An 18,956-nucleotide genomic window follows, 5' to 3' on the forward strand; every position below is an offset into this window, starting at 1 on the left:
CGGCTTGTTTTTTTTGTTCGAGTTGTTTTTGTTCTTGCAGCTCTTTAGTGGTTTCTTCTAAAGCGACAATATTTTTTTCACGCGCCTGATTTAAATAGCTGTAATAGGCCAAAATACGCTCTTCTCGTTGGCCTTCTTCACCTTTGAACATCAGGGTGAGTCCTTGGTGTTTACCTAACCGGAAAGCTGCGTCTAGTTGGTCAGCTAATAATTTTTCCTGTTGTTGTTTTTTGGTTTGTAGCTGCTTGATATTGCTATTTAAGGAAACAATTTCTTTGTCTAATTGTTTTAATTGGTTTTGCGTTTCATGCAGGCTACGACCCGCTGCAGAAATACTTTGTTCTTGTTGTTTGAGTTGCTCAAGTAGTGCTGAGCGCTTGGCTTGTTGCTCTTTTACGCTTTTCTCTTTTTCAGCAATACTTTTGAGTAAATCATGTAACTGGCCTTTATTTTCAGTGATCTGGTTGGCAAACACAGTTTGTGTTGGGGCGAGAACAAGCAGCCCTAACCCAAAGAGAGCGCTAATAGCCTGACGAATAAATGAAATTTTCATTCGATGATGTGTATTGGCCATCGTGATAAATCACCTCAATTAAATGCAATATCTGATTATTTCATCTGCAAGTGATGGTTTCCAGCACTGTCTAACAAATAGTATTGAAAACATTTATAAATTCGGATTTTTGCCCTGAATCAGAACTATACTAAGTCAAATAACACAGTTTTATTATCACTGATTTATTTTGTATAGCCAGTTTTCAATACTTTTTTCTTATTCATTGCCTATTTGAAGCACAGCTTAGACCTGTTTAGCACGTTTATGTTAAAATATTTGCGTGCCGCCTCGAAACAGAAACGTGGTTTTTCAGTGAACAGTGTTAATTTTGCGTGCCTTAGCGCAAAAAAAACAAGCGAGTTTGCGGGAATTGGCTGTAATTAGCTCAACACAAAGGTATACTCAGAACCCTTTGATATTTGATTTTAACTAACGGGAGTGATTGCCCCCCATGATCCAAGAAATCATGCAATTTGTAAGCCGGAACATGTTATTGAGTCTGGTTTGGATAGCGCTATTAGTGGCTGTGGTTGTTATGACCTTTAAAGGCCTTTTCTCTAAAACGAAAGTGATTGCTCGTTCACAAGCGATTACACTGATTAATAAAGAAGAGGCGGTTGTTGTCGATTTACGTTCTCGTGACGATTTCCGTAAAGGGCACATTATTGATTCTATTAACTTAACACCGTCTGAAATTAAAGAGAATAATTTAGGTGAATTAGAAAAACACAAACAGAAACCAGTGATTATCGTTTCTGCAAGTGGTATGGAATCAGGTAAACCAGCTGAACAGCTGGCACAACACGGTTTTGAAAAAGTCTTTGTCCTAAAAGAAGGGATCTCTGGCTGGGCAGGTGAAAACCTCCCTTTAGCTCGTGGTAAGAAGTAATTATCTGGTATCTAGTTGCTCCCAAGTTATATATGTAGCAAGTAATTTGGGTAGCGCAATGCAGCGAACATTCCAGTAGCTCAGAATAACAGGGTTTCCCTTAAATTATTTGGGCTACAGGTAGGCAGCAAGTGAAGATATCCAAGGAGCATACATCAGTATGTGACTTGGGTAGCGCAACGCAGCGAACACCCCTGTAGCTCAAAGAATAACAGGGAAAATTCATATGGAAGTTAAAGGTACATAAACTATGTCAGAACAAAACAACTCAGAAATGGTCTTTCAAATTCAACGCATTTATGCAAAAGACGTTTCATTTGAAGCACCTAACGCACCACACATCTTTCAACACGAGTGGCAGCCAGAAATTAAATTGGATTTAGATACTTCTTCAACTCAGCTATCTGAAGGTGTTTATGAAGTTGTTTTACGCGTCACCACGACAGCAACTTTAGGTGAAGAAACGGCTTTCTTGTGTGAAGTGCAGCAGGCGGGTGTTTTCTCTATCGAAGGCATTGAAGGTACTCAAATGGCACATTGCTTAGGTGCATACTGCCCGAACATCCTGTTCCCATATGCACGTGAAGCGATCACAAGCTTAGTGGGTCGTGGTACATTCCCACAATTGAACTTAGCGCCAGTTAACTTTGATGCACTGTTCATGAACTATTTACAGCAGCAACAAGGTGAACAAGCGCAGAACTCAGAAGCTCAACAGGACGCTTAATGAATACTGCTTCAATGACAGTGATCGGTGCCGGCTCGTACGGCACCGCTTTAGCCATTACGCTTGCACGTAATGCACATCAGGTTGTGTTATGGGGCCATGACCCAAAACACATTCATCAATTAGAACAAGATCGCAGCAATCAGGCGTTTTTGCCTGGCGTTTCTTTCCCTGATAGTTTATCTCTTGAAACGGACTTAAAACGTGCCGTTGAAGCGAGCCCCAATATCTTGATTGTCGTACCTAGCCATGTTTTTGGTGATGTACTAAAACAAATCCAACCTTACTTACGCGCAGACTCCCGCATTATTTGGGCGACTAAAGGTTTAGAACGGGATACAGGTCGTTTGTTGCAAGAAGTGGCACGTGAGGTATTAGGCAATGAAATTCCTCTGGCTGTGTTGTCTGGCCCAACGTTTGCAAAAGAGTTAGCTGCGGGTTTACCGACAGCAATTTCTGTAGCGGCAAGCGATAGCCAATTTGGTGATGATTTACAAAAATTATTCCATTGTGGCAAAAGTTTCCGTGTCTATAAAAACCCCGATATGGTAGGGGTGCAGCTGGGCGGAGCAGTAAAAAATGTCATCGCAATTGGCGCAGGGATCTCCGATGGTATGGGGTTTGGTGCAAATGCGCGTACTGCATTGATTACCCGTGGTTTAGCAGAAATGAGCCGTTTAGGTGCAGCTTTAGGAGCAGACCCTGCAACTTTTATGGGGATGGCGGGTTTAGGTGACCTTGTGTTAACGTGTACCGATAACCAATCCCGTAACCGCCGTTTTGGCATGATGCTAGGCGATGGCGTTAGCGTTGAAGACGCAGAAAAAGAGATTGGCCAAGTGGTTGAAGGCTATCGTAATACTAAGGAAGTCCGCGCACTGGCTGAGCGGGCTGGTGTTGAAATGCCAATTACTGAGCAAATTTATCAAATTCTCTATCGTCATAAAAATGTGTTAGAGGCAGCGCAAGCACTATTGGGGCGTGCGACGAAAGATGAAATTGCCGATATGCCAAAGCTGCATGATTAATAAAAATAGATAGGTGAGTGATTATGTCGCGTGAAGAACTGGATAGAATTTGGGGTTTCATTAAAGATGAAGCGAAGTCTCTTGCGGACTGCGAACCACTCCTCGCCAGTTTTTTTAACGCGACATTGTTAAAGCATGACAATTTAGGTAGTGCGCTCAGCTATATGTTAGCGAATAAACTGAGCTCTCCTATCATGCCTGCGCTTGAAGTCCGCGAAATTGTGGAAGCCGCTTATCGCAATGACGAAAGTATGATTTTCTCTGCGGCAATGGACTTAGCAGCCGTTCGCTTACGTGACCCTGCCGTTGATAAATATTCCACGCCACTATTGTACTTAAAAGGTTTTCACGCCTTGCAAGCCTATCGCATCGGTAATTGGTTGTGGAAAGAAGGCCGCCAAGCGTTAGCGGTTTATTTACAAAATCAAATTTCCGTTTCCTTTGGTGTCGATATCCACCCAGCTGCCCGTATTGGTTGTGGCATCATGCTTGACCACGCAACTGGTATTGTGATTGGGGAAACCGCAATTGTCGAAAATGATGTCTCAATTTTGCAATCCGTCACACTAGGCGGTACAGGCAAAACCTGTGGCGATCGCCATCCTAAAGTAAGAGAGGGGGTGATGATTGGTGCAGGGGCAAAAATTTTAGGTAATATTGAAATTGGCCGCGGTGCAAAAATTGGCGCAGGTTCTGTTGTACTTCACCCCGTTCCACCGCATACCACAGTGGCAGGCGTTCCAGCACGTATTGTTGGCAAACCAACCAGTGATAAACCGTCCTTAGAAATGGACCAAAACTTTAATGGCACTATTTGGGGGTTTGAAAATGGGGATGGGATTTGAGAGAGTTAATTATTTCTGAAACTCGTTATGCCTATTTTTCAAAGATGTTTCTTTTGAATATGTTACCTGCTTTAAACTGAGCAATAGATTTTTTTAGGTATTCAGCATTGGCTGGAGAATATAATAAGTAGGCGGTTTCTGTCAGTTTACTATCACTATTTACAGTTTCAGTAGTCGTATTTTTAATTTGCTTTTTAAGACTAATTTTCACCTAATCTCCTCCTTCATTATTTAATGAGAAAATAAAAGCTTATTTTCATAAATCGAGCTGTAATAGGATTCAAAGAATCGGAGTCCATACTATACAGCTCGAATATGGCATTAATCTTTCAATAACGCCCCTGCATATCCCAACTGCCTCCATGCCTCAAACACCACAACTGCCACAGAGTTGGATAAATTCATACTGCGGCTATCTGCCAACATAGGAATACGAATTTTTTGCTCCATTGGCATATTATCCAGCACATAAGGTGGTAGCCCACGGGTTTCAGGACCAAACATCAAATAGTCATTTTCTTGGTAGCTGACATTGCTGTGACTTGGCTTACCTTTAGTGGTTAAAGCAAACACGCGAGCCCCACTTTCAGATTGGTTATTATCAGGGTTCAGCCCTTCACTTTTTAAAAAAGCAAAATAATCATGATGGTGTTTGATATCGGCAAATTCGCTATAGTCCAACCCTGCGCGGCGTAAGCGTTTATCATCCCATGTAAACCCAAGCGGGTGAATAAGATGTAAATCAAAGCCAGTATTGGCACAGAGGCGAATGATATTGCCAGTATTTGGCGGTATTTCTGGTTCGAATAAAACAATGTGTGGCATAACGTTAAGCTGATATTTGTGATAATAAATGATGGGAAGAGTTTACGCGCAAATGGCTTTGTTTTCATGTGGAACTTTTATATGTGTCATAAAATTTATTTGCACCCTGAAAATAAAAAACGAGCCATAGAGGCTCGTTTGTGAAATAACTCGTTGAGGTTAGCTGTTATAACCATTAGGGTTCATGGACTGCCAACGCCAAACATCATCCGCCATATCTTGGATAGAATATTTTGCCGTCCAACCTAAGTCACGTTTAGCCTTTGCCGGAGTTGACCAATATTCTGCAATATCACCAGGGCGACGGGCTGAAATAGTATAAGGGATTGGCTTACCGACCGCTTTTTCAAATGCAGCAACGACTTCCAGAACGCTTGTTCCTACACCTGTGCCAAGGTTATAGATATGCAACCCTGCTTGCTGGCTGACTTTATTCAGTGCAGCAATATGCCCATCAGCTAAATCCATCACATGGATATAGTCACGCACACCGGTACCATCTTTTGTCGGGTAGTCACCGCCAAATACAGCTAACTCTTTGCGACGGCCTACAGCGACTTGTGCGATAAATGGTGTCAGGTTATTTGGAATATCATTAGGGTCTTCCCCCATCAAGCCTGAATTGTGAGCACCAACAGGATTAAAATAGCGCAGTAATGAGATAGACCATTCGCTATCTGCGATATTTAAGTCAGTCAAAATACGCTCAACCATATATTTACTGGTGCCATATGGGCTATTGGTATTACCTACCGATGCTTCTTCCGTTAATGGGATATGCTCAGGCTCACCGTATACCGTTGCAGAAGAACTAAAAATCAGGCTTTTAATACCTGCTTTTTTCATGCTTTCGACTAATACCAACGTGCCATTGATATTAACATCATAGTATTCAATCGGTTTTTCAACCGACTCACCAACGGCTTTTAACCCAGCAAAGTGGATCACTGACTGGATTTGATGATTAGCAAAAATAGACGCTAGAACTTGCCCATCACGGACATCACCTTGGTAAAAGGTGGGTTTAACACCTGTAATAGCTTCAATACGGTTAAGTACTTCAAGGTTGGCATTATGCAAGTTATCCAGAATAACCGGCTGCATCCCTTGCTGGATCATCTGCACACAGGTGTGGCTACCAATGTAGCCAAGGCCACCAGTGACAAGAACTTGTTGATTATGCATCGCAATATTCCTGAGCCTTAATATTCGTAATGGTAGTTATAGTCGTCAGACCTTGCATCGATACCATTTAGGATCACACCCGTAATTTCGATATCATTTTGCTTAAAGCGTTTTAGCGATAAATCAACATCTTTCACGGTATTCACACCATAGAAAGCAATTAACAATGAAGTACCGACATATTTACCAATAATCGCGGAGTCCGTAATGGCTAAAATTGGCGCGGTATCTATCACCACAATATCGTATTGGTTTTTGACTTTATCTAATAACTGCTTAAAGCGCTCACCCATTAATAACTCAGAAGAGTGAGTGACGTTTTTACCACGACAAATCACATCAAGATTTTCAATCACGTTAGCATGAATAGTGGGTGATTCTAAACTTTGCTGTGATAAGTAGTCAGATAAGCCTGCTTTATTGTTTAACCCAAAAGCTTTGTGTAAACGGCCTTTACGTAAGTCGGTATCGATTAATAATACTTTCTTACCCGCGTTAGCCAGTACCACTGCCATGTTGGAGGTAACAAAACTTTTTCCCACTCCTGGAGACGCACTGGTGACCATAACGAGGTTGTTACCTTGGTTCATCACCGAGAAGTACACACTGGTACGCAGAGAGCGGATGGCTTCCACAGCGGTATCCGCTGGGTTTTCTATCGCTAATGGGCTCTTATTGCCGGCTTCAATGAGTTTTTTCTCATAATTAGAGAAAGGGATAGTGGCATACACATTGACACCCAATGCATCGATATCTTCCGTGCTTTTAATTTTATTATTAAAGAACTCGCGGGCAATTACATACGCACAGCCGATAATAAAGCCAAGGATAGTGGCAAGAACAACAATCAGCGATTTCTTTGGCGCCACCGCGTTTGGTTGTGATTCCGCGGAGTCAATAATACGCACATCCGCCGTAATACCGGAGTTTAATACACTCAGCTCTTGTTGCTTAGCCACTAATTGGGTGTAGATGGCCTGCTCTGCTTCAACATCACGGGTTAAACGCACAATTTCTTGTTGGGTATTGGGTAACTTTTGAATACTTTTACTGATTTTTTCTTTTTCACGTAACAACTGTTGGCGTTTATCTAACAGGGACTGATAAGCGGGGTGGTTACGGGTATATAACTGCTGAATCTCCACCTCTTTAAAGGTCAATTCATTAAGTTTTTCTTCTACCTGCAATGCACTGTCAAGAGCGGCTTTGGCTTCTAAAGAAAGGTCAATCGATTCATTCTTTTTACGAAAGGCATTTAACTGATTTTCGTAGTTATCTAATTTCTTTTTAATTGTAGGTAAATAGTCATCTAAGAATACGAGCGTATTGTTAGTAACCTCTTTCTTACGTTCGGTATTTTGGTCTACATAGTTTTGGATAACACTGTTGAGAATTTTAACATTCTCAACTTTATCCGCACCTTTAATGGCTAAGCTGATAATACCGGTGCCTTTACCGACTTCAGCGATAGTTAGGGTGTTGCGTAAGTCTTCAATGGTGGAGTAACGGGCATTTTTGATTAATGCAAATTCTTCGCCAGTTTCAGCCGTGAAACTGGAAATCAACAAGTTAATTTCACCTTGTTTAAGGACTTCACCGACTTTACCTTGCAAAACTTGGCCATCCACATTTAGGGAATAATTGTTATCCCCTAAATAAGTCAGGGTAAATGGTTGGCCAATTAAGTTTTCAGGTACTTGAAATAGGTCAACATGAACGGGAGCCACTTCACCCAGTAATTTACTGACAAAGCCTTCAGGGGCTGTTTGCGTGTCTAAGTTCAGGTCTGCAACGGTTTTACCCAACACCATACGGGACTTGATGACTTCAATTTCAGAGTCTACTTGGTTATTGCTGTTACCAAATGGCATGACATCACTCATTTGGTCAAGTAATGAGACTTGGCCTAATTTGTCATACTGTAAGGTCGCATTGGCTTGGTAAATAGGGGTTGCCAATAAACTGTATGCGATGGCGATAGCCGCAAAAAACACGGTAAAAAACCCAATTTTAATGGTGTTGGATTTCAAAACTTTAAACAGAGCGAGCAGATCGATTTCATCTGAGGCAGGGGAGCTATTTTTTGTTGTGTTCATAGTAGGTTAAATGTGAAGTCATCCAATAAATAAAATTAAATTTTGCCTTGCCAAGCAATCGCGGCTTTTTCCATCAACTGGTAAACATGTTCAAACATTTCATCGCTGCGTTTGTGCGGGTCAGGGATTTCGGTTTTATTGACCCATTGCCCAAATAACATCACTTTGCCGCGAGTTTCAGGAAATTGTTGGTGGATTTTAGCAATATGTTCGTTTTCCATCACTAGGATTAAGTCTGCTTTATTACATAATTCGCTAGTTAACCGACGTGATTGATGGTTTTTAAGGGAAAGGCTATGTTGCTCGGCAATCCGAATGGCACTGTCATAAGCAGGCATATCATTTTTGGCGATAATACCCGCCGAATGAACCGTTTTTTCGGGAAAAGAGTGTTGCAATAAACGCTCCCCCGTAGGAGAGCGGCAGATATTTCCCATACAAACAACGAGAATATTATTAAACATATCGATTACCAGTCGTGAATACGCTTGGTACCTTCGGTTAACTGATTGTAAGTTGCGATAGTTGGTAACAGTTGGGTAATCAAGCGGTTCCAACGCACTACAGGCGCAGCGGTAACATACACTAAGTCATAAGGCTGTAGTTTAAATTCAGTACCCATTACAAGCGATGTCGCATCTGATAGGTCTAGCTGATATACCGCGGCCATTTTTTTCGGTAATAGGGCTTCAAGTTCTCTGTCTTCCGCTGGTTGGTTTTTAATTGGACGAATAACAAATACGCCTGTTGCATTAGCGGTTGTTTGGTCTATCCCGCTCGCTTTGCTCAGAGCTTCAGTAATACTCATACCTGCGCGGTCAATAGTTAAGGTCGTTGGTTGACCGACTTCACCCATTACAAACACTTTCTGACTATCATTACGTGGTACATACAGCACATCACCCGGCAGCATCAGGTAGTTTTGGGTTAAATCGCCGTACTGTACTAAATCTTGTAATGAGACTTTGATTTCTTTGCCATTACGGGTAAGCACCACATTATCCCAATCGGCTTTTTCGGTTAAGCCGCCGGCATTATTAAAGGCTTCTAAGATAGTCAGTGGGACGTTAGTGATAGGCAGCGTACCCGGTTTGGCAACTTCGCCAGAGACATACATTTTTTGCGAGCGGAAGGCTGCGATACTGACATCCACTTGTGGGGATTCGATATAGGTGGCTAAGCGGTTGCTGATCAGGGTACGGATTTCAGTAACGGTTTTACCGATCACTTTGACTTTACCAATATACGGGTAGTAGATGGTGCCGTCAGAGTGAACCCAGTTACCGGAGTCTTGCGCACTACGATAAGAACCCGCAGGGATAGTCAGTTCAGGGTGATCCCAAACTGTAATGGTTAATACATCGCCTGCACCCACGCGATATTCATAGTGAGTCAGTTGCTTTTCTAACTGTGCATTGGGTTTAGCAATGGTAGGTGCAGTGTACATATCATCCAACAATTTTGGCGAAATTGGGTAGATATCAACCAATTTAGTAATGTCACGGTCACCCGTATCAACCACATTTTTGCCTGAGGTTGATACATAGGCGCCGGGGGTGACGGTGCAGCCTGTGAGTAATATGCTGATTGCTAATAGTGTAAGTGGGAAAGGCTTCCTAAACACGGTACCATCCTATGATAAAAAATGATTAGATAAGGTATAAGTGATGATGTTAATCATCATTCCCACTTATACATATAATTACAAATGGGAGCAGTTTATATTGATGCTCGTAATTTGGCAAAGTTGTGATAATTATCATACTGTCTATCGAAATAATAATTACTAAAGTGATCAGTATGACAAAGCCAAAAAGTTAACTTTCAGAGAAAGTTTGAATATTTTTTAGTGATTGTTGCACAATGGACTGTGCGGTTTGGTGATCATTCACTTCGGCATAGCACCTTAATTCCGGTGCATTACCGGATGGTCTTAGATGAATAATATTACCATTTGATAATGTCATTCTTAGTCCATCAATTGTATTCAAATCTAATAGTTGCTCATCACCAAAGCCTAGATGCTGCAATAAGAGTGTTGGGTTTTCTTGCGCTTTCTCAATGATAGCTTTACTTTTTTCTGTTGCGAAGTTTTGTATTCTATCGCTATAGGTAATACGCTGTGGTAATGAATTAACTAATTCAGCAATTCCTTTTTCTTTTGCGGCAGATAGCAACATCAAAAAGGGTAACACCGCATCTCTGGTTGGTAGTGCAGATAATTTCTTACCATTAATTTCAATATTAGAACCTAAAAGAAAACCACCATTAGCTTCAAAACCCGCTATTTTCTTATAATTTTTAGCTAAATCAGAAAATGCTTCAATAACATAAGGAGAACCAATTTTAGTTTGTTTTACACACTTAAAATCTTTATGTGATGAAATGATAGTATTGCAACTAACAGGGATTGCTAGCGCTTCAATATTCATCTCTAATGCACATAATAAACCTAATATATCCCCGCGTAGCCATTCGCCGTTTTCATCTGCAACAAGCGGACGATCGCCATCCCCATCAGTAGAAAAAATAGCATCAAGTTTGTGTAATTTTGACCAATTCCTTGCTTTTATCTTGTCCTCTTCAGATACAGCTTCAGTATCAATTGGAACAAATTGGTCACTACGTTCTAGAGAAATAACTTCAGCCCCAAGCTTTTTGAATAAAACTGGGTATATATCACGTCCAGCACTAGAATGTTCATAAATACCAATACGTTTACCAGCTAATAAATCTTGATTAAAAATAGATAAATAGCGATTTAGATATTCATCTACAGCTAGTGTATCTATTGATAAGGTCTGTGGAGTAACATCTGGTATTTCAAATTGCGAGTTATTATTTAAAATCGCGATTTCATCAATTTTAGTGATTTCACCATCTGGCCGATAAAACTTTAGCCCATTTCTATCAAATGGGATATGGCTCCCTGTTACCATAATACAAGGAATATTATTTTTCATTGCAGTATATGCAATGGCAGGTGTTGGAATCACACCATAATATAGAGGTTTTATTCCTTGCTGTTTTATTGCTTCGATACAAGCAATCGCAATAAATTCACTACTTGGGCGATTATCTATTGCAATGGCCATTTGGCTAAAATCGAATTTACCTTTGATACTATTAATAAATGCATGGGTAAATGCAGCGCAAGATTCATTAGTAAATTGAGTGACTAAACCACGGGCTCCACTAGTGCCAAATTGTATTCCAGAGTTTTTAATTGTATTAAGGGTGGATAACATATTTACTATTTCTTAATGAATTGAGGTAACTTAGAAATATTTTTCATAAGTAAGGGATATACCCAAAAAATATTATTTTTTCTGAGTGCTAAAATGTCTTCTTTTGTTTTTCTTAGAATGTTTAAAAAGCTTCGGTTACTTTCACCACCAACTCGCATTTTAGTCACTACTTTTGGTAAATAAGAGACGGAAATATTATGTAACCATAAATAGCGTAATAACGAGTCATAATCAGCAGATATTTTAAAGTTAAGATCAAATACCCCATGTTCTTTATAAAGCTCTTTTTTCATAAAGAAAGTTGGGTGAGGAGGCATCCAGCCTTTTTTTAAATTTTCATGCTTATAACTACCGGAGACCCAACGTCTAACGACATTTTCTGTATTTTCTTTTGATACATACTCTAGATCTGCATATATAGCTTGAGATTTATCATTAACTAAAGTACTCACGAGATCTTCAATGGCATTTGGGTATGCAAATACATCATCCGAATGAAGAAAGCCAACAATATCACCTGTAGAAGCCATTATACCTTTATTTAATGCATCATATATTCCTTTATCTGGCTCAGATATGATAGTGGAGATTTTAGTACTATATTTTTTGATGATGTCAAGGGTATTATCCGAGGAGGCACCATCAACAATAATATACTCGATATTGGAATAGGTTTGTTTTTCTAGAGATAAAATAGTATCTATAATGGTTTTACTACTATTATAGGTGGCTGTAATAATTGATATTTTCATTTTTCTTTTGTACCATATTCTTCTAGTCTAATAATATCGTCCTCTTGTAAATAGTTACCAGAGCGAACTTCTATCAGATGTAAATCAATTTTGCCAGGATTTTCGATTCTATGAGGAGAACCTATAGGAATATAGGTTGATTCATTTTCACTGAGTATATAAATTTTATCACCATTGGTTACTTTTGCTGTACCTTGTACTACGACCCAATGTTCGGCTCGATGATAATGCATCTGTAATGCAGTTTTTTCACCTGGTGTTACTTTTAAATGTTTGACATGAAAGCGTTGACCTTCTGCAATATCATCATGTGTCCCCCATGGACGATAGGCTTCTCGATGTTGCTCACATTCAGGGCGACCAGTATTTTTAAGTTGGTTAACAATGCTTTTCACATCTTGCACATTATTCTTGTCGGCAACTAAAACAGCATCTTTTGTTTCCACAATAACTAAATTGTCAATGCCTACAGTGGATACAAGTTTATTTTGGGAATAAATATAACTATTAGTTGTATTTTCTGTAAGAACATCACCAATAATTACATTAAACTGTTGATCTTTTGGGGATACTTCCCAAAGTGAACTAAAAGAGCCAACGTCACTCCAACCCGCATTCATAGGAATAACCAGTACGTTTTCAGCATGCTCCATGACGGCATAATCAATAGAGTTATTCGGGCATGAATTAAAAATATCGTAACTTATACGGATAAAATCTAAGTCGTGATATGCATTTTGCATTGCTAATTCGCACGATCTCAATATATCGGGACAAAATTTTTTCAGTTCATTAAGATAACAAGATGCTTTGAATAAAAACATACCGCTATTCCAAAGATATTCTTTACTTGTAAAGTAACTTTCGGCTGTAGTTAAATCAGGCTTTTCGACAAATCGTTCAACAGTAAAAGTGTGATTGTTTACGTAATCACCTTTCTTGATATATCCATAGCCGGTCTCAGGACTTGTTGGTACAATTCCAAATGTAATAAGATTTCCTTGTTCTGCTGCATCTACTGCTTGTTCTATTGCTATAGTAAATGATTCATGATTTTGAATTACATGGTCCGCAGCGAGAACGAGAAGTAATGGGTCATCGCCTGCCTGTGTGGCTCGAATAGCAGCTAAAGCTATAGCTGGTGCTGTATTACGGCCTATGGGTTCTAAAATTATTCCACTATGCTTAAAATTTTCTTGTCTTAATTGTTCTGCAACAATAAAGCGATGCTCTTCATTACAAATAAACATAGGTGGCTTGTGTTTTAAAGTATCTAACCTCGCAACCGTTTCTTGTAACATAGTTTTCTTACTAGTTAAGCTAATAAATTGTTTTGGGTATAGGCTACGAGAAAGAGGCCATAAACGGCTATCAGAACCTCCCGCCATAATAACAGGCAATAACATAATATTTACCGTAAATTTAAATGGTTATTGATAAAATAGGCTTTTGTATTATCGTGAACTTTTGGAGAGTTGAGAAGTTCATCAATATTCCACCACTGATAGTTTCTATGTTGTTCTAACGGTAACTTATTGAGGTCGATATCTTCTTCTATTAAATATCCCAAGACAACATAATGAGTAGAGAAATTATCCTCTGAAAAATTATCTTGATAAAGATGTTGGTAATGACCAATAAATGTAGCATTATTTATATTATAGTCGAAGCCAAGCTCTTCAAACGTTAAACGCTGAAAAGCGATATCAAAAGTTTCATCCTTGCAAATACGCCCTCCTGGTACAAACCAATAACCTTGAGCGGGTCGATTATTTCGTAGCCCTAACAATGCTTGGTTTTGTGAGTTACAAATGACCAGATCAATAGAAACTAAAGGGGTAGATGCAACGATAGTTTTAAATGTATTTAGTGCTAGTCGTTGCGTCATATTTATTCAATCCACTATTTGCGAAAATTATGTTGATTTTGCAGGAACCATTGATAGGTTTTATTTAATCCACTTTCAAGAGCGACCGAATATACCCAACCTAGTCTTTTCAGACGAGATACATCCATTAATTTTCTTGGCGTGCCATCAGGCTTACTACTATCAAAAACAACGCTTCCCTTGAAACCAACAACTCGAGCCATAGTTTCAGCCATTTCACGAATAGTACAGTCAATTCCTGTACCAACATTTATATGGGATAACATTGGTTGAGTGTTTGCTTGGTATGTTTCCTTATTTAATTCCATAACGTAGACTGACGCGGCAGCCATATCATCGACATAAAGAAATTCACGCATGGGTGTTCCTGTTCCCCAAACAACGACTTGTTCATCATTATTTAGTTTAGCTTCATGAAAACGGCGCATTAAGGCTGGAATTACATGTGAATTTTCTGGATGGAAATTATCGTTTTCGCCATATAAATTGGTTGGCATAACACTACGATAATCTCTCCCATATTGTCGGTTATACGATTCGCAAAGTTTGATACCAGCAATTTTTGCAACTGCATAAGGTTCATTTGTTGACTCAAGAACACCAGTTAACAATGCACTTTCAGACATCGGTTGTGTAGCTAACTTTGGATAAATACAAGATGAGCCTAAAAATAGTAAGTGTTGAACATTATATTTATGAGCTGAATGTATAATATTACATTCCATAATTAAATTCTCATAAATAAAATCGGCAGGATAAGTATTATTTGCATGAATACCGCCCACTTTAGCAGCGGCTAAATAGACTTCATCAATTTTATTTTGGGCAAAGAAATCATCAACAGCTACTTGGTTTGTGAGATCTAACTCGTGACGTGATTTTGTGATTAGCTCAATATCGTTACGGTTTTGTAATTGTCTAATTATTGCTGAGCCAACCATGCCATTATGGCCAGCAACAAATACTCTTTTCTTCACGTAGTGATCCTTAATTCTCTAAAGAAATAGCAACATTAAAGCCGTTTGCTTTAAGTAAAGCATGTTGTTTTGCTTTTTCTATATCGGAAGCAACCATTTCAGAGCACATTTCTTCCACTGTGATTTCTGGTACCCAGCCTAATTTTTCTTTTGCTTTTGAAGGATCACCAAGAAGGGTTTCAACTTCAGCAGGACGGAAGAATTTAGGGCTAACGCGGACTATAATATCACCGATATTTACATTCGGTGCGAGTGTTTTATTTACATCAGTTACTGTTGCTATTTCATTAACACCGGCACCGCTAAATGAGAGCTTGATTCCTGCCTCTTGTGCTGACATACGTACAAATTCACGTACAGAAATTTGTTTACCTGTTGCAATAACAAAATCTTCAGCGTGCTCTTGTTGTAACATCATCCATTGCATACGAACGTAATCTTTTGCATGACCCCAGTCACGTAACGCATCCATATTACCTAGATATAAACACTGTTCTAAGCCTTGTGAAATATTAGCTATAGTACGGGTTATTTTGCGAGTGACAAAAGTTTCGCCACGACGAGGGGACTCGTGGTTAAATAAAGTGCCATTACATGCATACATGCCATATGACTCACGGTAATTTACGGTGATCCAGTAAGCATACATTTTCGCTACAGCGTATGGTGAGCGGGGATGGAAAGGTGTGGTTTCTTTTTGTGGTATTTCTTGAACTTCCCCGTAAAGTTCTGATGTTGATGCTTGATAGAAACGGGTTTTCTTTTCCAGTCCATTAATACGGATAGCTTCTAGCAAACGTAATGTCCCGATAGCATCAACATCAGCGGTATATTCAGGAGATTCAAAAGATACAGCCACATGGGACATTGCACCTAAATTATAAATCTCATCTGGTTGGATTTCGTTTACTAAACGGATTAAGTTTGAAGTGTCAGTTAAATCACCATAATGTAATTTAATTTTATCGCTATTATTAACGACAGAGTCAATTCTTTCCGTATTGAAAGACGAGGCTCTACGAATTAAACCATGAACTTCATAGCCTTTTTCTAATAGAAATTCTGCGAGATAAGAGCCATCTTGGCCAGTAATGCCGGTGATTAATACTTTTTTAATCATTGGAGTTCTCCCTATATAACGTAATTAACTTATTGCCAACAATATCTGAATTGAATTTAGAGTAAATAGTTTGCGGGCAAGCTAAGCTAATTTCTTCATAATTAGTGGTATTAAGGTTATAAAAATATAATATGCCATTTGAAAGGCTTCTAATGTTAAAAGGTTCGGCTAAATAGCCATTTTCTTTATGAATAACAATATCTTTTAATCCCGAGGTATCAAAACACACTACTGGTGTTCCACAAGCAATGCTTTCAGCTGCAACTTGACCAAATGACTCTATTCGTGAGGGAACAACTGTAATGTGACATGATGAGTAAATTTTTGCCAGTTCATTTTCATCGGTAATATGGTTAAGCCAAGTACAATTAAATTTTTCCAGTTCTTTTATGTATGTATAATTGCTTCCGAAAATAAATAGTTCTATATTATGATTTGTATTTTCTTTTGAAATAATGTTTAGAGCTTTGACCAGTAAATCAAATCCTTTAATAGGGCTTTTATTTCCATTGATGGCTCCAAAACAAATTTTAAACTTATCAGTTTCTTTTTTTACAGTTCTTCGAAAGACATCAAAATTAATAACATTTGGTATTACTTCAATCCGTGCGTTACGCAGTAAAATACTATTTTTAGCTTGCTCCGCCATCCATTGGGAAGGAACAATATACGTGAGGTTAGCACAGGTTAAATATTTTTTCTTTCTTTTGAAATTAAACCAGTTCAAATCGATTATACTTTTAAATTTATACTCAATGTTATTTTTTTTAGAAAAAAACATTTTTTCTTCTTTATTATTTTCACGATAGTGTTGGCAGCCTAGATATGTCCACTCATCATGTAGTGTCATAAAGCATTTACTTCTTACTGAAATGTCATAAATGTCTTTTATCGACAAAGTTTCATTGTTAATCCAGTGGATATGTACTATATCTCCATCTGAAATTTTGTTTTTTATAAATCTATTGCTAAATAAATTTAGAGAGTGTTTGGAGTTGTTTTTGGTTTTCATTAACTTTAAAAGAAAAAAAGATAAGCAGCGTTTAATGAAGTTAATTGCAAATAAAAATCTATTTGGAGATGTGATGTTTATATCATCGATATTATTTACACTAAGAGGGGATTCCATGTTTATAATTTCAACACATAAATTATTTTTATTAACTATCAGAGCTTGTCTAAACATTGCCTTTGCAGCACCACCTCTAGTTGCAGTAAAGGCAATATATTTTACTTTGAGCGTCATATGATACCAACTTATATATGAATTAAATATATGATTTATAATTTTTCTATGCTTATTGTACGATTATTTTAGCATAATTAAGGATAAGTGAAGGTTTTAATAGAATATTAAAAATTATAAGTAAAATTTTCTTATATTGATTCCATTATGTAGATAACATTTTAATTAGTGTTTTTTGAAGTGCTTTCATTTTTAGTTTGCATCATACTGATGAACAAGAATACAACAAAATAAGGAGTTAAAAGGACTAATTCGCCGAAGAAATAGTTACCAAAAAACATAAACACGATAGCTTTCATTAAAGGTGCTAGCATTGCTAAGTATTTAATATCTTTACAATATGCGTTATAAAATACTTGTAAAATTAAACCAATAATTAATGGGTATAATATGACACCAGCTATACCTAAGTCATTATAAAAGTAATATAAAAAAGTTTTAGCATTGAAAAAAAGTACTGAATCATCTAATAGCCCTAGTTCATTCATATCATATTCATTTGAAAAGAATGGTCTAAGAAAAAATTTCAAACTTCCCCAAATGTAGGTTGGTTCTATAGTGGAACTTACTATGGAGTTTAGGTTTTGAAAGTTCATTGCTATGTAGGTATAAAATTGACTGAATATGGTATTTAAAGTACCACTACCAAATTGTGTGGAAACACGACTTTCATCTGAAATTCGTGTTATACCAACAAAAATGAATATGGCAATGAAAATAGATAATATAATAATTTTATTGAAATTTTTTTGTTTTAAGCTACAAGAGAAAAAAATATATAAATAGCCCAATACAAATATTAAAAGCTCACCTCGAGAAACTTTATACAGTATTGCGGTTATAATGGAATAAAAAATATAAGCAACAAGTAATATATATCTTTTTCTTCTTATATGTAATGACAGCCTCATTTCTAAATAAGCTAGTATTGCTAGATATGGAGTCAGGAGTTCGATATAGTGCAGGCCTGGTAAAGCATCAGGAATTGTGCTTTTTAAATCACTCATTACTTCTTTTGTAAATAAAGCAGGACTTGAAATTTCAGTTCGGAATCTGATAAAGAACGCAATTATAGTAAGGCATAATAATAAATTAAAGACTAATATATAAGTAGAAGAAAAGTATATTCGTTGTGTTATGAAAACTTCTTTATTTTTCTTTTTCGAAAAAATAAAAGGAATAGAATAAAAAAAACCAGCCAAAAGCATGCAAATATGAGTTTCAGTTGATAGGTGGACTTGTAAGTTAGAATCAAAAAAATCATCATAACTTGATAAAGAACAAGCTAAAAACCATAAAAGCACACCAATTCCTAGAGGGTGAAGTTTATCTTTACTTTTTACATAAATTAAAAAATAAAAAGTTATGGCTAAAATTAGGTATATTGTAGATATCATGATTTATTATGTCAGCGAGTAATTTTTGAATATTTCTTTCTATACATAAGAAGTACAGAAATGTATCCAGCAAAAACTAAACAGCCCGTTATTATTTTTATGTTTATATAAAAACTGAGGGGCTGGGGTATAGCATAGATGATAGGTATAAGATATAAAACTAATAATGTTATACAT

18 protein-coding genes and 1 pseudogene are annotated in these 18,956 nt (G+C 37.7%); 4 read left to right on the plus strand and 15 right to left on the minus strand.

Translation table 11 applies throughout. From position 1 onward, the window contains the following. Positions 1-574 (minus strand): annotated as a pseudogene (locus PR809_RS14440) (murein hydrolase activator EnvC); the annotation flags it as partial. A gap of 433 nt (positions 575-1,007) precedes the next feature. Between PR809_RS14440 and PR809_RS14445 the strand changes: the two are divergent. The 4 genes from PR809_RS14445 to cysE all read left to right on the plus strand — a co-directional run bounded on the left by PR809_RS14445 (position 1,008) and on the right by cysE (position 4,045). After that, positions 1,008-1,445 (plus strand): rhodanese-like domain-containing protein, encoded by a 438-nt coding sequence (locus PR809_RS14445; protein ID WP_004265159.1) that lies wholly within the window; start codon positions 1,008-1,010, stop codon positions 1,443-1,445. A gap of 250 nt (positions 1,446-1,695) precedes the next feature. Then, positions 1,696-2,172, plus strand: a complete 477-nt coding sequence (gene secB / locus PR809_RS14450; protein ID WP_004906947.1) for a protein-export chaperone SecB — start codon at positions 1,696-1,698, stop codon at positions 2,170-2,172. After that, the gene (gpsA, locus tag PR809_RS14455) at positions 2,172-3,200 is read left to right on the plus strand and encodes an NAD(P)H-dependent glycerol-3-phosphate dehydrogenase (protein ID WP_004265161.1); all 1,029 of its coding nucleotides are present in this window, start codon (positions 2,172-2,174) and stop codon (positions 3,198-3,200) included. Before secB ends, gpsA begins: the two co-directional genes overlap by 1 nt. 23 nt (positions 3,201-3,223) lie before the next feature. Continuing rightward, on the plus strand, positions 3,224-4,045 hold the full coding sequence (gene cysE, locus PR809_RS14460; protein ID WP_094962928.1) for a serine O-acetyltransferase: 822 nt from the start codon (positions 3,224-3,226) through the stop codon (positions 4,043-4,045). A 31-nt stretch (positions 4,046-4,076) separates the two neighbouring features. On the opposite strand, the gene PR809_RS14465 is transcribed toward cysE, so the two are convergent. From PR809_RS14465 to PR809_RS14530, 14 genes are all read right to left on the minus strand, one after another. After that, entirely contained in the window at positions 4,077-4,256 is a 180-nt protein-coding gene (locus PR809_RS14465) for a hypothetical protein (protein ID WP_206276330.1), read from the minus strand. Positions 4,257-4,366: 110 nt separating this feature from the next. Next, entirely contained in the window at positions 4,367-4,870 is a 504-nt protein-coding gene (trmL, locus tag PR809_RS14470) for a tRNA (uridine(34)/cytosine(34)/5-carboxymethylaminomethyluridine(34)-2'-O)-methyltransferase TrmL (RefSeq protein WP_096863620.1), read from the minus strand. 159 nt (positions 4,871-5,029) lie between these two features. After that, positions 5,030-6,055: a UDP-glucose 4-epimerase GalE gene (galE, locus tag PR809_RS14475; protein WP_206276331.1), complete on the minus strand. Its 1,026-nt coding sequence runs from the start codon at positions 6,053-6,055 to the stop codon at positions 5,030-5,032. A 17-nt stretch (positions 6,056-6,072) separates the two neighbouring features. Then, positions 6,073-8,151 carry a polysaccharide biosynthesis tyrosine autokinase gene (locus PR809_RS14480; protein ID WP_206276332.1) on the minus strand — a complete coding sequence of 693 codons (2,079 nt, stop codon included), beginning with the start codon at positions 8,149-8,151 and terminating at the stop codon, positions 6,073-6,075. 35 nt (positions 8,152-8,186) lie between these two features. Beyond that, positions 8,187-8,615, minus strand: a complete 429-nt coding sequence (locus PR809_RS14485; protein WP_206276333.1) for an arsenate reductase/protein-tyrosine-phosphatase family protein — start codon at positions 8,613-8,615, stop codon at positions 8,187-8,189. A gap of 5 nt (positions 8,616-8,620) precedes the next feature. After that, positions 8,621-9,775 (minus strand): polysaccharide export protein, encoded by a 1,155-nt coding sequence (locus tag PR809_RS14490; protein WP_206276334.1) that lies wholly within the window; start codon positions 9,773-9,775, stop codon positions 8,621-8,623. A gap of 193 nt (positions 9,776-9,968) precedes the next feature. Continuing rightward, positions 9,969-11,399, minus strand: coding sequence for a phosphomannomutase (locus PR809_RS14495; RefSeq protein WP_206276335.1), 1,431 nt, complete (start codon positions 11,397-11,399; stop codon positions 9,969-9,971). Between the two features lie 5 nt (positions 11,400-11,404). Beyond that, complete coding sequence (locus tag PR809_RS14500) at positions 11,405-12,151, minus strand: glycosyltransferase family 2 protein (protein ID WP_206276336.1); 747 nt, start codon at positions 12,149-12,151, stop codon at positions 11,405-11,407. Then, entirely contained in the window at positions 12,148-13,557 is a 1,410-nt protein-coding gene (locus tag PR809_RS14505; RefSeq protein WP_206276337.1) for a mannose-1-phosphate guanylyltransferase/mannose-6-phosphate isomerase, read from the minus strand. The genes PR809_RS14500 and PR809_RS14505 overlap by 4 nt, the downstream gene beginning before the upstream one ends. Before the next feature lie 5 nt (positions 13,558-13,562). Further along, positions 13,563-14,039 (minus strand): GDP-mannose mannosyl hydrolase, encoded by a 477-nt coding sequence (locus PR809_RS14510; RefSeq protein WP_206276338.1) that lies wholly within the window; start codon positions 14,037-14,039, stop codon positions 13,563-13,565. A gap of 14 nt (positions 14,040-14,053) precedes the next feature. After that, complete coding sequence (fcl, locus tag PR809_RS14515; RefSeq protein WP_181489963.1) at positions 14,054-15,016, minus strand: GDP-L-fucose synthase; 963 nt, start codon at positions 15,014-15,016, stop codon at positions 14,054-14,056. Between the two features lie 10 nt (positions 15,017-15,026). Beyond that, a complete protein-coding gene (gmd, locus tag PR809_RS14520) occupies positions 15,027-16,133 on the minus strand; it encodes a GDP-mannose 4,6-dehydratase (RefSeq protein WP_206276345.1) in 1,107 nt (368 codons plus the stop codon). Further along, a complete protein-coding gene (locus tag PR809_RS14525) occupies positions 16,129-17,382 on the minus strand; it encodes a glycosyltransferase (protein WP_272524555.1) in 1,254 nt (417 codons plus the stop codon). The genes gmd and PR809_RS14525 overlap by 5 nt, the downstream gene beginning before the upstream one ends. 161 nt (positions 17,383-17,543) lie before the next feature. Continuing rightward, positions 17,544-18,779 carry an O-antigen polymerase gene (locus PR809_RS14530; protein ID WP_272524556.1) on the minus strand — a complete coding sequence of 412 codons (1,236 nt, stop codon included), beginning with the start codon at positions 18,777-18,779 and terminating at the stop codon, positions 17,544-17,546. Between the last annotated feature and the right edge of the window lie 177 nt (positions 18,780-18,956).

The sequence above is a fragment of the Providencia sp. PROV201 genome, from assembly GCF_028479545.1.
Classification (GTDB): domain Bacteria; phylum Pseudomonadota; class Gammaproteobacteria; order Enterobacterales; family Enterobacteriaceae; genus Providencia; species Providencia huaxiensis.